General features: G+C 69.0%; 15 protein-coding genes. 4 read left to right on the top strand and 11 right to left on the bottom strand.

Translation table 11 applies throughout. The features are described from left to right. Positions 1–70: 70 nt before the first annotated feature. The 5 genes from ACZ6R6_RS47425 to ACZ6R6_RS47445 all read right to left on the bottom strand — a co-directional run bounded on the left by ACZ6R6_RS47425 (position 71) and on the right by ACZ6R6_RS47445 (position 4,526). Positions 71–352, bottom strand: a complete 282-nt coding sequence (locus ACZ6R6_RS47425) for a hypothetical protein (protein WP_470103905.1) — start codon at positions 350–352, stop codon at positions 71–73. A gap of 275 nt (positions 353–627) precedes the next feature. Then, positions 628–876, bottom strand: coding sequence for a hypothetical protein (locus tag ACZ6R6_RS47430; RefSeq protein WP_470103906.1), 249 nt, complete (start codon positions 874–876; stop codon positions 628–630). Positions 877–1,021: 145 nt separating this feature from the next. Continuing rightward, positions 1,022–2,278 carry an SGNH/GDSL hydrolase family protein gene (locus tag ACZ6R6_RS47435; RefSeq protein ID WP_470103907.1) on the bottom strand — a complete coding sequence of 419 codons (1,257 nt, stop codon included), beginning with the start codon at positions 2,276–2,278 and terminating at the stop codon, positions 1,022–1,024. 18 nt (positions 2,279–2,296) lie between these two features. Beyond that, the gene (locus ACZ6R6_RS47440) at positions 2,297–3,133 is read right to left on the bottom strand and encodes an NAD(P)H-binding protein (RefSeq protein ID WP_470103908.1); all 837 of its coding nucleotides are present in this window, start codon (positions 3,131–3,133) and stop codon (positions 2,297–2,299) included. A 445-nt stretch (positions 3,134–3,578) separates the two neighbouring features. Further along, positions 3,579–4,526, bottom strand: a complete 948-nt coding sequence (locus tag ACZ6R6_RS47445) for a DUF2218 domain-containing protein (protein WP_470103909.1) — start codon at positions 4,524–4,526, stop codon at positions 3,579–3,581. A 104-nt stretch (positions 4,527–4,630) separates the two neighbouring features. On the opposite strand from ACZ6R6_RS47445, the gene ACZ6R6_RS47450 reads away from it, so the two are divergent. Further along, positions 4,631–5,158 (top strand): ArsR/SmtB family transcription factor, encoded by a 528-nt coding sequence (locus ACZ6R6_RS47450; protein WP_470103910.1) that lies wholly within the window; start codon positions 4,631–4,633, stop codon positions 5,156–5,158. Here ACZ6R6_RS47450 and ACZ6R6_RS47455 read toward each other — a convergent pair. Both ACZ6R6_RS47455 and ACZ6R6_RS47460 read right to left on the bottom strand, forming a co-directional pair. After that, positions 5,146–5,301, bottom strand: coding sequence for a hypothetical protein (locus ACZ6R6_RS47455; RefSeq protein ID WP_470103911.1), 156 nt, complete (start codon positions 5,299–5,301; stop codon positions 5,146–5,148). The two genes, ACZ6R6_RS47450 and ACZ6R6_RS47455, sit on opposite strands and share 13 nt — an antisense overlap. Before the next feature lie 312 nt (positions 5,302–5,613). Next, positions 5,614–5,784 (bottom strand): hypothetical protein, encoded by a 171-nt coding sequence (locus ACZ6R6_RS47460; protein WP_470103912.1) that lies wholly within the window; start codon positions 5,782–5,784, stop codon positions 5,614–5,616. A gap of 492 nt (positions 5,785–6,276) precedes the next feature. Here ACZ6R6_RS47460 and ACZ6R6_RS47465 point away from each other — a divergent pair, with 492 nt between their 5' ends. The 3 genes from ACZ6R6_RS47465 to ACZ6R6_RS47475 all read left to right on the top strand — a co-directional run bounded on the left by ACZ6R6_RS47465 (position 6,277) and on the right by ACZ6R6_RS47475 (position 8,790). After that, on the top strand, positions 6,277–6,537 hold the full coding sequence (locus tag ACZ6R6_RS47465) for a hypothetical protein (RefSeq protein ID WP_470103914.1): 261 nt from the start codon (positions 6,277–6,279) through the stop codon (positions 6,535–6,537). Between the two features lie 703 nt (positions 6,538–7,240). Next, positions 7,241–7,684 carry a hemerythrin domain-containing protein gene (locus ACZ6R6_RS47470; RefSeq protein ID WP_470103916.1) on the top strand — a complete coding sequence of 148 codons (444 nt, stop codon included), beginning with the start codon at positions 7,241–7,243 and terminating at the stop codon, positions 7,682–7,684. A gap of 320 nt (positions 7,685–8,004) precedes the next feature. Beyond that, positions 8,005–8,790 (top strand): DUF2249 domain-containing protein, encoded by a 786-nt coding sequence (locus ACZ6R6_RS47475; protein ID WP_470103918.1) that lies wholly within the window; start codon positions 8,005–8,007, stop codon positions 8,788–8,790. A gap of 192 nt (positions 8,791–8,982) precedes the next feature. On the opposite strand, the gene ACZ6R6_RS47480 is transcribed toward ACZ6R6_RS47475, so the two are convergent. From ACZ6R6_RS47480 to fxlM, 4 genes are all read right to left on the bottom strand, one after another. Then, positions 8,983–9,936 carry a pentapeptide repeat-containing protein gene (locus ACZ6R6_RS47480; protein WP_470103919.1) on the bottom strand — a complete coding sequence of 318 codons (954 nt, stop codon included), beginning with the start codon at positions 9,934–9,936 and terminating at the stop codon, positions 8,983–8,985. Positions 9,937–10,351: 415 nt separating this feature from the next. Further along, a complete protein-coding gene (locus ACZ6R6_RS47485; RefSeq protein WP_470103920.1) occupies positions 10,352–10,594 on the bottom strand; it encodes a hypothetical protein in 243 nt (80 codons plus the stop codon). A gap of 269 nt (positions 10,595–10,863) precedes the next feature. Then, a complete protein-coding gene (locus ACZ6R6_RS47490; RefSeq protein ID WP_470103921.1) occupies positions 10,864–12,213 on the bottom strand; it encodes a carotenoid oxygenase family protein in 1,350 nt (449 codons plus the stop codon). 266 nt (positions 12,214–12,479) lie between these two features. Further along, on the bottom strand, positions 12,480–13,580 hold the full coding sequence (gene fxlM / locus ACZ6R6_RS47495) for a methyltransferase, FxLD system (RefSeq protein ID WP_470103923.1): 1,101 nt from the start codon (positions 13,578–13,580) through the stop codon (positions 12,480–12,482). Positions 13,581–14,125: the final 545 nt, after the last annotated feature.

Here is a 14,125-nt window from a genome sequence, read left to right on the forward strand (position 1 = left end):
TCGAGCCGAGTCGGGGTCGGGGTCGGGGTCATATCTCAACGAGATTTCTCGCTCAGTGCTGAGCTGCAGGTCAGCTGAATGCTGAGGGTTGCGGGTGGACAAGTTGGTCTCGATTTGGACTTACTGGCCAGCGGTAGCCGCCGTGGGCGCGGCAGCCGTACAGCAACTCCAGCAGGGGCGGGGCGTGACCGTCGCGGTGGTCGATGATCATCTGCAGGCAGGCCATGCCGCAGGCATGCTGGCACCAGCGGCCGTACTCAGCCTGGCTGGCGGCTCCGGAGGTGGGCCAGAGCGGATCGTCGGCCGCCTCGGCGCCCTCGTAGGCGATGGCCGCGATCCGCTCGAGGCTCATGTACTGGGTCGCGGTGCCGGGGGTGATAGTTGGTCAGCGACAACAGGGGCCGGGCTATCGCGGATGTGCTGTCGGCTCCTCGACGGGCAGTGGTGGGGATGCCCATGTTGGTGATCTGACCGGCGAGGAATTCGTGGCGGAGGGGTTGGCTGGGTCGGCGCCCGGGGACAGGCCAGGGTGATTTGGGGTCGGTGGCGGTGTGCATATTGGTGCGGTTCGCCATGTAGTCCAGGAGCATGGTGGCGGCCGGTTCAGGAACCGGCGGAGCCGGCGGCTCAATCGGGCAGCGACGCAGAAGCGAGCGGCGTAAGCCGAGCGAGTTCGCCCCAGGCATGGAAGGATCGCCTGGCAGCGTTGCTGGCGAGCGAGACCGTCCAGCTGTCGGGCAGCGGCGACTGGTCGTGGTCGCCGATCTCGACGTGGATCTGGGTTGAGCTCGTATGCCGCAGTCGACCAGGAAATTTCACCGCGACGTCCAGCAGTCGTACCGAGTGGCGGGCCCCACAAGCTGCCATCTGCGGCATTTCTGTAGTAGGCAGTGGGGTGGTTGGTAGCGCCATGTCCGCGCCTGTGGTGGTTCACATGAGTCCGATCCGCTCATGTGAACCCATGTTCGGTCAGGAACCACCGGCCAGACGACGATCATTCGCAGGAAACTGCAAGCCTGCTCTACAGGTGGTTCAGGTCGATGGCTTCGGCCATGGCGTTCAGGCCGGCGTCGTTGGGGTGGAGCCAGTCGCCCTCCTGCCCGTCGCGGACATTGAACTCCGGCCGCAACCGGTCCGGGTCGGTCGGTGAGAGCAGGGCGTGTTCGAAGTCGGCCACCGCGTCATACTCGCCGCTGGTCCTGATCCAGGTGTTCACCTGGTCGCGGATCTGCTCCAGGACGAACGGTTCCGGGGTGCTGTCGGGGTAGAGCCAGGGGTTGCCCTTGAACGGCATGATCGTGCCGCCGATGATTCTGATCCCTCGGTTGTGGGCGAGCCGGATCAGCTCGCGGTGTCCCGCGATGACCTGTTCGGCGGTGACCACCAGGTCGGTGTAGGTGATGTCGTTGATGCCCTCCATCACGATCACCGTGCGCACTCCTGGCTTGTCGAGCACGTCTCGCTGGAAGCGGGCCAGGCCGCGTTCACCGAACAGCGGGTGGTCGGCGAGCACCCGGTTGCCTGAGATGCCGCTGTTCAGCACGGTCAGCGGTCTGCCCGCCGCGACCAGCCGTTCGGCGAGCTGGTCAGGGTAGCGGTTGTCGGCGTCCTGGGTGGAGCCGGTGCCGTCGGTGACCGAGTCGCCGAAGGTCACCACCGCGCCGCGGGTGGCGGGGCTCAGCACGTCCACTCCGCTCAGGAAGTACCACGAGTGCGAGGTGTCGGTGAAGGCGGTGCCGCGCGGGTCGAACCGGTGGTCGCCGGAGGCCCGGTAGCTGGTGGCCGAGGAGATGTCGTGGAAGGTGGCCGGTCCGGTCGCCCCTTGGAAGTACAGGGTGACGGCCAGCCGGTCCAGCGCTTGGACGGGCAGCGGGATCGGGTCGCTGACCAGCTCCTGACCCGCCGGGACCACCGTGTACGGGCGCAGCGAGAAGGTCACCGGGCGCAGGGTCGCCGGACGGATGGCGGCCTCGGCGGCGGCCTTGGCCACCGTCGCCCCGCTCACCGTGAGGGGCGCCGTGCCGTACAGGTTGGAGATCTTGATGCGGACGGCGACGCCGGCGCCGGTGACCCGGACCACCTGGCGCACCGACTGCCGCTCGAAGCCCGCCTGTGACCAGTTGGACGAGCCCGGCAGCCCGCCGGGTGAGGGCCGCTGCACGGCTGCCGACCAGCCGCCCGTCCAGCGAGAGCCCGCCGTGCCGGCCTGAGCCGGGACGGCGGGCACGATGAGCGCCGCGGCGGTGGCCAGCGCGGCGAAAGTCTTGGCGAAACGCATGAGGGGGAGATCCTTTGTTCAGAAGTCGGCGGCGTGGTCGGCGGCCCACTGGGCGTAGGTGCGGGGCTGGTGGCCGGTGATCCGCTCCACGGTGTCGTTGACCTCGGCCGGCTTGCCGACGGTGGCCGCCATGAGGCCGAACAGCGCGCCCAGGAAGGCGGGGTCCATGAAGGCGCTCATCTGCTGGAGCACCGGTTCCGGGTCGAGGTCCTCGGTGGTGAGCGGGCGGCCGAGCGCCTCGCCGAGGATGCGGACCTGGTCGGCCTGCGTGAGCGACTCGGGCCCGGTCAGGCTGTAGGTCCGTCCGGCGTGGCCGTCGCCGGTCAACGTCGCGACCGCCACGTCCGCGACGTCCAGCTCGTGGATGGCGCTGAAGGCGGCGTTGATGTACGGCGCGCGGATCATGTCACCGCCGGCCAGCTGCATCGCGAACGTCAGCGAGTTGATCGCCGGGAACAGCAGTCGCAGCACCGTCCACTCCAGGCCTGACTCGCGCACGGCCCGCTCCACGTCACCGTGGTACTGGGCGATCACATCCGGCTGCACGTCGGCACGGTCCACGACCGCGCCCGACGACAGGAAGACGATCCGCGCGACACCGGCCTCCCGGGCGGCGGCCAGGAGCGGCGCCGGGTCCATGCCGTACTGCAGGACCAGCAGGATCGCCTGCACGCCTTCAAGGGCGGCGGGGAGGGTTTCCGGCTTGGTCAGGTCGGCCTGGGCCAGCTCGACACCCTGCGGCAGACCGGCCTGCTCGGGGGTGCGGGTCAACGCCCGGACAGGATGGCCGGCGGCGTGCAGCGCTTCGGCGGCCTGACGACCGAAGTGAGCGGTGGCACCGGTGACCAGGTACATAGGGACTCCTCTCAAGGGGCTGACAACAGGGACAACCTTAGCGGAACAGAATATATTGTTCCATAATTGGGTGGTGTGGGTCGAGCGGCAGCTGCTGTCCAGACGTGCCAGGCGCGCGAGCCGGGCTCCAGTCCACGTCCAGGCGAGGACTGGTGCCGGAATTGGGTGATTTCCCGACGCCCCACCGCCCCCACTCCCCCGGCCCGAAAATCAGGCTTCGCGGCACGGAACGCCGCTCCGAGTGACCTGTTTCGAGCTCTGCGACGCAGTCCCTGCTGCGGCACAGCCTCACCGAGGCCGGGCTGCTGGTCCCGACCGAAGACATCACCGAATGACCTCGCCCGGCCGAAGGAGTGCGACTGTTCGAGGATCCGACCACTCGCGCGTACCGCCAACGGCTGCCCGCAGGTTCCTCGACCCCGGACTCGGCAATTCCATGACCTGATCAGCGCTTTCTGGCCAGGGTGACGCCGTCGCGGACGGGCAGCATGACCACGTCCAGCCGCTCGTCATGGACGAGAGCCTCGTTCACGCGCCGCATCGCCTGGTGATCGTCGCCCTGGAAGGCCGGGTCAAGCACCCTGCCGCCCAAGAACACATTGTCAAGAACGAACAGACCGCCGGGCACGAGCCGCGGCACGATCTCCTCGTAGTAGCTGGGGTAGTTACCCTTGTCCGCGTCGATGAAGGCGAAGTCGAAGGCCGGTTCTTCGGGCAGTGCCCGGAGCGTGTCGAGGGCCGGACCGATCCTGAGGTCGATGCGGTCATCGACGCCCGCGCGTCGCCAGTACGGCCTGGCGATGGAGGTCCATTCGCTGCTCACGTCGCAGGCGAGCAGGTAGCCGTCGGCGGGCAGCGCGCGGGCGATGCACAGCGACGAGTACCCGGTGAATACGCCGATCTCGATGGCCCGGCGTGCGCCCGAGAGCCGGACCAGCATCTCCAGCAGCGCCCCCTCGTCGGCCGAGACCTGCATTCCGGCGGCGCGCCCTGTCGCCTCCCGCGTCGTTTCCGCCAGCTCGGTCAGCAGCTCGCCGGCCGGGGTGCAGTGCGCTCGCAGGTAGTCATCGACGGCGGGAGCGACGATCTCGAGATCACCGCCGGAGCCTGGGTCGGTCCAGTCGACGCGGATCTCCTCCTGAGTGGCGAAGCGCAGCAGGTGCCGGGTGATGACGTCCTGCACGCCGATCAGCGAGTCAAGGTCTGCGGCGGTGGCGATCAGGACAATTTCCTGCTGGGAGGAGACCAGTGAGCAGGTGCCGGAGCGGAAGGTGATCGTTCCTCTGCCGACACCGGTGTGCTCCACGCTGGCCTTGTGGCCCATGTGTGAGATCAACTGTTTGACGTAGCGCTCGGGGCGATCGGTTGCGACATGTGCGGTTGACAGGGGCATGCGAGCTCCAAGTATCTAGATTATTCGACACTTTCGGTGCCGGGCAGTCTGCCAACGGCGTAGACGATTTGTCAAAAGCGCCGAAGATCCTAGACACTTACGCCATGACAGATGAGCAGCTCCTCGCCCTACGCTCATCCGCGCAGTACAAAGCGCTCGGGCACCCGTTGCGCCACCGCATGGTGAACCTGCTACGCCAGCGCCCCGCCACCTTGGGCGAGCTGACCACAGCACTCGGTTCCACCAAGGGAACCGTCGGCTACCACGTGCGCATCCTGCGCGAAGCCGGGCTCGTCCGCATCGCGAGCACCCGGCAGGTACGTGGCGGCACCGAACAGCGCTTCGAGCTGATCAGCAAGGGATTCCAGCTGGATGAGGAAACCGGGGCCAAGTTCCTCCACGACGCGGCCCTGGCAGAGATGGCACCTGTCCATCCCGGCGACCCCGGCCATACCGTGCTGTATCACCTCTGGCTCACCCCCGAAGAGGCCCGCGCGCTGGCCGAACGGCTCGAAAAGTTCGACCACGACCAGCATGAGGCCGCAGAGCACGGAACCGAGGCCTACGGACTGCTCCTCAGCCTCTATCGAGCCGACATCCCCCGCCTGCCTTCGGAAGATCACATGAGATAGCGCAGCCAAAGGTACGGCACGCACAACGCGATCATTATGGGTGCCACACCATCGACGGCCTCGACCACACCGGTCCACGCAAGCTCATCGCTCTTCGCGGACGTATCCATGCCGCCGCCCGCATCGTGGCCGAAGACGAGCAACCACCCACCACGCCACCGACTCCACCATCACCATCGGCATCCGTGGACCCGACGCAGCCGACCACGTCAACCAACTCCGCCACGCCCTGGCCGCACTCATCACCAAACACGGCTGGACTACCCGAGACGGACCCCGCTGACCTGCGACTCAGCCCTTATCGAGAAGTTTCGTCGAGATATGACCACGACCCCGAGTCGCCCGGCAGAGGGCTGCGGAGGATCGATGATCAGACGCGCCCGCATGGGTTCTCGTGGATTCCAAACCGCACAGGGGATGGCTACGGCTCGCGCGAGCCGTAGCCACCGCCGAGGTCAGTCGGTGCTGCGGACGGCGGGCCAGTCGATCGCGACACGACCGGCCTTGTTGAGGTAGTTGGTGAAGACGTTGAGCGCGACGTTGGCGACGACTTCGGCGATCTCGCCCTCGGACAGGTTCGCGCTCGCGGTGGCCAGCTCGGCGTCGGAGACATCGCACCAAGTCAAGCGGGGACGATCATGGTTGTCACGGGGATCTGATGGGCATGGTTGGGGCTACAGGTTGAGTGACCGTTCCTGCTTCTCCTGCTCCGTGCACGTCTGGCTCGGGCGCCGCCGCGAGCCGAAGGCGTTCTCCTGGCGCCATTACCGCGCGATCACTAGACGCACCGGCACTTCGGCACCCTGGTGGTGTGGTGCTGGACAACCTGAACGTGCACTGGTCAAGGAGCTGGCCGGTTTCGCCGATGAGCATGGGAAACGGCGGTGAACCTTCCAGGTGCCCCCTGCGCGTCGGAGGTGGACCGGTTGAGGGCGTTTGGTCGCTTCTCAGGAGGCACCTGGCTGACTTCGCCGCCGCGGCACGGGCGCTGGGCTCGTCCAGGCACACCGTCTCCCGCCCGCGCAGACAGGCTTCACCCAGTTGTACTCATCGGCGGCTGCCGATCAAACCGGCAGGAAATCAGGGGCGCAGCAGGGGACGTCCTTGCCAGCCTGCTCGTGCACCGGCACGACGAACGGCTCAACGCCATGCACAACGTACTGATCCGCGGCGAACTCCGCGCCGACGGCGACCAATGGACGATGGTCCCGCGGAAAGCGGTCGAGCCGGCCGGATCCGGCCGCGTCAGCGACGCGGTCCGCACCCTGCGCACCGCCCGCCGCTCCACGGTCCGCTACCTGGAGCGGCGCCGCCTGGCCCGGCCCCGGGTTCAGTGGGACCAGTTCCAGATGCTCACCACATCCAGCAACGACGCGTAACGTTGGCTGGGCAGGACGGCAGGAAGTAACCGCTTGGCAAGTCACGGTAACCGGCATTTCGCCAGTCCTACGGCTGGGCCTCGCCGACGCAGGAAACGATCACCCTCAATCAGAGAAGCGATCTTACGGTTCTTCGGTGCCTTCTGCGTCCCTGGCCAGGGCCGCTCGTGAACACCCTGTCATACCGCCAAGTTACGACTCTTGGGCAGCCCGCCGCGATGATCCGCTCAACTCCCCCAGGACGACCATCGCGATCTTCCCGCTTGCGCACGAAACCGAGCCCGTTGACGCCTTCGTTGGTCTCCTCCCGACCTCGCCGCTCGCACACCAGCGACGACCAGCGACGACCTGGATCCGACGTTCCCCTGCCAACGGTGCAGGAGTCTCCGTAGATGGCCGGCTTCACCGGTCTCGTCCCAGACCTGCGCATCGCGTCGTCCAACCAGAGATCGAAAATCCCGGCCATACCCAGGTCGCCGATCGCCACATTCGCCAAAGACTCCGGTCTCCCAGCCGGCCGTACGCGCGCCTCACCGGGAGCAGCCTTCGAGGCGATCTGGTCCCCGACGTCTCCTTTGGCGGTGATGGAGGCCGATGTGCCGAACAGGACGGAAGACCCTATCGAGAGCGGGCGTCCTCCTCTATCTGGTGAAGTCGCCGCAGGGCATCCTGAAGTCACACGCTGACATCCAGGGGTGACATCATGTGCAATTACTGCGGTTGCCGGGACTTCCCGCTGATCGGCCGGCTCTCCGAGGAGCACTGGCAGATCGAGGAAACCGCCGGGGCGCTGCGCCGGGCCATCGGCGAGAGCCGGTACGGCGACGCCACACTCCTGCTCGACAAGCTGCTCGCCCAGCTCATCCCGCACACCACCACCGAGGAGAACGGCCTGTTCGCCGAACTGCGCGCCGAGGGATCGCTGACCGAGGTGGTCGACAAGCTCCGCTCCGAGCACGACGAGATCCACGGGGTGTTCGCAGCGATCGACCGCGCGGCGCCGGACTGGTCCGCTGTGCTGGAGGCGATCCGGAAACTGCGCCGGCACATCGACAGCGAGGAGCACGGCCTGTTCCCCGCCTCAGTGATCATGCTTCCGATAGCCGCCTGGGACCGCATCACCCCAGAGCCTGCGAGCGGAAGGTGAGCACGATCGTCTCCCGGCAGGCGCACGGTCTTACGCCCCCGTGGACCGTGCGCCTCCCGGGAGACGACCTTGCTTGGGGCCGAACGTCCCGCAGGTCCAGGGGCGAAGGTCCCGTCCCGAGGTGACCTGCGGCGGTGACGGCCACCGGGGGCCAGGACCTAGCGTCTGAGCCATGTCCGATGCGCATCCGCCCCGCCACCTGGTCGGTTCGCGGTCCGCGATTCCCATGGCGGGTCTCCACGTATGCCGCGTCTTCGACGAGCGCTGTCTGCAGACCTGACGCCGCACCCTCCGGCGTCGGACAACGAAATGAGGAGTCCATGACCGCACAGACGACGACAGGCCCGCAGGACGCTGTCCTAGCCACGATCCGCGCCCACCACGACCGGCTCAGCCGGACGATGTCGGATCACACCGTGACCATCGCGCGCGCCATCGACAAGCTGGTCTCGCCGGCCGCCCGGCAGGCGGTACTGGTCGCCTTCTGCGCCGAGGAAGTGCTTCCGCACGCCGAGGCCGAGGAGGAGACGCTGTACCGTGTCGCCGACGCGTTGCCCGCCACCAGACTGCTCGCACAAGCCATGCGCGACGAGCACGTCCTGCTGCGCGAACAGGTCGACGAGCTTGAGGCGGCCAGCACGTGGGGAGAGATCGTCGGCGCCGCCACCGCGCTGAACGCCCTGTTCCAGTCGCACCTGGACAAGGAGAACGAGCTCATGCTGCCCGCGCTGGCCGACGCCGACGTCGATCTCGCCGCCCTGCTGGAGGGGATGCACGAGATCCTCGGCGCGCCAGCCGAACCTCAGGGCTGCGGGTGCGGCGGCTGCGGCTGCGGCGCCCGGGATCTCGCGGCGGAGGAGGAAGCCGATGGCCGGGGGCTCGTCGTCGGCGAGCTCGACGTGCGCCGGCTGGCCCCGGCCCAGCGGCACACGCAGATCTTCGCCACGTTCGCTGAGCTGCCCGCGGGCATGGCGTTCATGCTCGTCAACGACCACGATCCCAAGCCTTTGTACTACCAGTTCGCCGCCGAGCACCCCGGTGAGTTCACCTGGGAGTACGCCGAGTCCGGCCCACAGGCGTGGCGGGTGCGCATCGGCCGCCCCTGATTCCGCACGTCAAGCGGTGGGGGCAGAGGCCGAGGTTTCGGCTGTGGATGGCGGTGCCCGGCATGGGGCCGGATTGGCTCCCGCGGCGCCCCTACTGCGCTGACCTGGTCAAACGCCGCCCCGGAACCGGGCCGAATCGACGCACTGTCCGGTATATGTCCGGACGGGCTGCCGGCCTGCTACTGCGGGCGGTCAGGCGTCCTTGGCCGGGCCGCCGTCTGCTTCCTCTCGGATCAGGCGGCCGAGCCCCTCCGACGTCACCTCCAGCCGCCACCCGTCCGGCCACACATGAGCGGCTTCAGGATCGACCACCACAGCCCCACCCAGCCGAGGGGTTTTGGTGAAGGTCGCCCCGACGAACCGGGCGTGCTCGGTGAAGGTCGCCCCGTCGAACCTGGCGAACCCGGTGAAGGTCGCCTCGACGAACCCGGCACCCCCGGTGAAGGTCGCCCCGTCGAACCAGGCCTTTCCGGTGAAGGTCACCCCGACGAACCTGGCGAACCCGGTGAAGATCGCCCCATCGAACCAGGCGTCGGTGACGTGGCCGCGGAACAGGTTGAAATCCATGAGGGTGGCGCCGGTCAGGTCCAGGCGCATCCCCTCCCAGAAGGCCGGTGCGGCCGGGAGGGTGGAGCGCTGGTCGGCGGGGCGGTCGTCGCGCAGGTGGTCGGTGAGGATGCGTTGGGCGGTGAGGCGGACCTGGCGTTCGCCTTCGGCGTCCTGACCGGTGTCGGCGCCGACTGGGGCGGGTGGGGGTGTGGTGCGTCCGCGGGCGGCGGCGCGCAGGGCGTGGTGGCGGCGCCGGGCGGCGCGCAGGGCCTCGGCCCGGTCGGCGGCCGCATCGGGCGTCGGAGGCGGGGTGTACGGCATCCGTAGGTAGGCGCAGATGACGTTGACGATGGTCTGGCGGTGGCCGGGGTTGTCCTGGGCCAGGCGCTCCAGCGCGTACAGCCCGCCCAGGCGGACGGCCGCCTTGTCGCTGCCGAGCTGCTCGACCGCCTTGGTGTACAGGTCGGTCACCCGCCGCTCGGTGGCGTCATGGGTGGCGTGCGCGGTGGCGATCTCCTGATGACGCTGGCGCCGGAAGGCCAGCATCAGCGTGACGGCGGCACCGACCCCGGCGCCGGCGGCCAGCGCGGTGCGCAAGATCTCCCCCGCGCGGTGCCGGCCCCGGCCGGCCCGGACGGCCCCGGGGCCGGGACGGTCAGGGCCGGGTCGGCCAGCAGCCACCACAATGTGCCGCCCACCGCCGCACCGACCAGCACGATCACGGGGATGATCCACCAGGCCGCCGGGTGCGGCACGCGCATCGCCGGCGGAGCGGCAAACACGACGGCGGGGCGGCGGGCACGGGGGCGGGGCGGCGGGCACGGGGGCGCAGCAGTAACGGCATGTCCTCCATTCCAGCCGCCCGCGGCCCGCATCCGGCCGGACGCTACATGATCGTTATCGGGCAGGTCGGACAGAATCAGCGCAGTGTCCGGTATGACCTGCCGTCGGGCGCGGCCCGTTCCTGTCCCCCTGCGGCGCCCCCTCGGACGTGGGCGAGCAGCGTTGTCTGTCAGGCAGGGCGGTCCATGCCGCGGCCGACATCCGGATCTTGTCCGTGCCGCGCCGCGAACGCCCACAGCTCGGCGTATTGATCATCAGGTGCCATGACGAGGAAGTCGCAGCTGTCGCAGGCGGCCATCCACTCGCCGCCGGTGTCGGGGGCACAGTCCGCGTCATCGCACAGGCCCGCTGCTCCGTCCGCGCAGTTGGGCTCCCACATGAGCGTGACGGTGTGTTTGTCGTCGTAGCTCACGCCGGAATGAGGATCTGACAGGGTCCGTGGCATGGCAGCACTGTACGAAGTGACGTTCCCGTCGCTCTACCCCGGCGCCGGTGCTGACGTGGCCGCTTCAATGTCATAACCAGCCACTGCCGAGCGCTGATCTGCGGCGGCGCAATCGCTCCAGTACGCCGTCGCCTGCCTCCGGACACCCCGACCCGGGGCCCGCCCCGACTCCTCCTCGATCACGGCCTCGGGGATCAATCGGGCAGCCGTTAGCGGTAAGGACGGCACCCCGATGCTCAGGCCGGGATCCAGTTGCCGTGGAAGCCGGCCGGGACGCGGACCGGGACATGCACCTCGGCCAGTGGCGGCGCAGCCAGGTCGGCGGCGCCCAGGATGGCCAGATAGCTGCGGTCGGTGGCTCGGTCATGGGCGAAGGTCATCAGGTAGCCGTCGTTCTCCCCGGCCGCGCCCGCCGCCACGAACACCGCCTCGCCACAGGTGTGCCCGGCCGGGAAGCGGTGCACCGCCCGTACGCCGCCGTCGGCCAGGTCATAGGCGTAGACCTCCGACCGCTCCGGCTCGGCCTCCAGGGCGAAGCTGGTGGTGTAGCCGTAGCGGTGCGGCAGCCCGATCGCGCTGTCGGCGACACGCGGATACTCGCTGGGCGCGTCGTCGATGGGGGCCTCCGCGACCGTGCCCGCGCGCGGGTCCAGGGTCCAGCGGTGCAACGTGGGCAGGCCGCCGCCGACGTCCTCGGGGCCGCCGCGCCACAGCGACGGCACCCGGGTGCCGGTGACCGTGATCGTGCCGGTGGCGGGGTCCTCGAAGGCATTCATGGTGTGCCAGACATAGCACGGCGCGATGTCGAACCAGCGTACGGGCGCGTCGTCGCCGGCCGTGCGCGGCAGGACGCCGAACCTGGCCTGATGGGCGTCGTCCCAGCGCCATGGCGGTTCACCGGCGGCGGCCTGGGCCGCGTCGAATACGACCGGCAGGTCCAGGAAGATCACGTGATCGCGGGTGACGGCGAAGTCGTGCATCATCGTCGCCCGCGGCACGTCGATCACCCGCGTCTGCACCACCTTCCCCGCAGCGTCGGCGCGGTAGTACGTCAGGTACGGCGGACGCAGCCGGTAGCCGAAGAACAGCAGCTCACCAGTGATCGGGCAGGTCTTCGGGTGCGCGGTCATCGGCGTCTGCAGCGCCCCGTCAAAGGTGTACGCCCCGATGGTGGCCAGGTCGGGCGTCACCTCATACGGGAAGCCGCCCTCCTCCAGCGCGAACAGCCTGCCCGCGTGCGCGATCAGGTGCGTGTTGGCTGTGGTCACCCGGTAGTCGATCCGGCCCGTGCCGGGATCGAAGGCGAGGGCGAACCGGGACTTGCCGGGGTGCTCGTACAGCGGCGTGCGGACGTACCGGTTGCGGTACCAGCGTGCCCGGCCGCCGTCCAGCGCGATCGTGTGGATCATGCCGTCACCCGCGAAGGAGTGCGGCGACCAGCCGGTGCGTGGGTTGGGCCCGTTGCGGAAGAACTGGCCCGACAGCTCAGCGGGGATCTCGCCCGTCACCTTGGCGGGCTCCAGCGTCACCTCCTCCGCGACCGGCGCGTTGTTGCCCGCGAGATGCAGCGGGACGGTCTCAGCCATGGTGGATCTCCTGTCGGCGTGGTCGGGGGACGCCGACAACCATGCGCGGGGAAATCCGCGAAGAACAGTCTTGTTCTGCCGGACGCCGTCAGCCGCCCGGCGTACGCGCAGGCCAGGGCGGTGCGAGAATCTCCGGCGGCAGGCTCGGACGGAAGTCGTGACGAGACCGGCGCGGGCACCCGACGGGCTCACCCGCCCGGCGTCCGGTCCGTCCAGGCCGACGTCCTGGACCACCTCGCCTCCGCCGGCCGGCAGTGGGAGGTGAGCTACTCGATCTGGGGAGCGTGCTGGTCCACCGATCCCGTCCAGCTGCTGCCGTGCCCGTGGACGCCGAACTCCCACCGGCGCTCCTCGGCGCCGTTGTCCTGTGGGACTTCGCGGAGGGTGAGGTAGGCGAAGCTGTCCGGAGTGAGGAGGAGGGGGCAGGACCAGCCGGTCGCCAGGGCGACGAGATCGCCGCCTCGGTCCGGGTCTCGCCAGATCATGCCGAATCTGTCGTCGACCGTCGCGATGCGCAGGTGCATCGAGTCGAACGGCTCCCCGCCGGCGACCGTCACGCCACTCCACAGCTCGGCCCGCTCCCCGACCAGTGCCTGCTCCAAGGCGTCGGCGTCGAGCGGCGGGCCGCTGTCGATGGTCAGCTTCACGGCCCCGTCGGCGAGGGCGGCTTCCTGGTCCAGGTGCGCGCCGGCGCCCTGGATCGCAACGAATCCACACACGGTTGGATCTAGGCCGATGAATCGGTCACCGTCCCGGACGAAGGTGAACGACCTGGTGATGGTGGCGAACCGGAGCGGGATGACCATGCGGCCGCCCTGGGCGAGCAGGTGCCCCCAGGGGCAGTCCCACGCTCCCACCGTGACGAGGATGGCGTCATATCCGCCCTCGGGTGCGTGCTCTTCGGCGGTATCCTCGGCATCCCCCAAGATGACCTTCACCTGCGGGTAACCCGTCTCGGCGAGGAACCGGATCGCGCGCTCGGTGACGAACGGATCGATGTCGGCGGTGACCACCGTCCCCTCGGGGCCGACGATCTCGGCGATGAGCGCCGCGTTGTAGCCGCCGGATCCGATCTCCAAGACCTTCGCCCCGGGCAACAGCCGGGCCGCCTCCAGCATCTCGGCCTGAAGCCAGGGTGCGCTGAGCGAACTGGTCGCCCTGCCCTCGGCGTCGCGTTTGGTGATGACCACGTCCCTGGGAGAGTATGCCTCGGTGGGGGGCGCTTCGGGAGCGAACCTGTCGCGCGGGACCTTCGCGAAGGCCGCTTTGACCTCCGGTGAACGGATCGAGCCCTGCTCGGTCAGTGCCGCGACCATGCCGGCGCGCAGGCGTTCAGGGGATTCAGGTGACAGGGTGTCAGCGGTCATCGGCCAACGGTAGTTCTCCGGTGAGGGCGGTGGGGGAATTCGGGGAGGTGCGGACAGCCGCGCCCATGGCCTGCCGGAGTCGGCCGGCGCGGTCTGTCCATGGGCCGGAGGCGGTCCTCAGCCAACGCGGCCGCCGACAAAGGAAACGGCCGTCCCCCGTTGCCGAAAGCTCCCCGGAGCTGACCGTTACCGGGTCCGGCCCACATCGGCCCGACCCCACATTCACCAGGTGTCGCCGCCGGCCGAGGGCACCATCGACGTCATGCTGCGCTGGAACGGCGCTCAGGCGCAGCAGCGGTGATGGACGGCAGCCTGAAAGCGCCGGCAGCAACCGCGCTGGTTGCCGTCATAGGGGGTGCCTTCACCGACTCGGGCGCGCGCTGGTCGAGCGCCCGCCATCCCCTCCGCCCCCCCGTCCGCAATGACACCGTGCGAGATCCGTGGCGGTGATCCGTGGCCGGGTTCCGTGGTCGGGTTCCGTGGTCGGTTCCGTGGTCGCCACGGATGCGGGCCGGCCAGGCCGGAAGGAAAGCTGTGCATAGGCG

The organism is Streptosporangium sp. NPDC048886 (genome assembly GCF_055586905.1).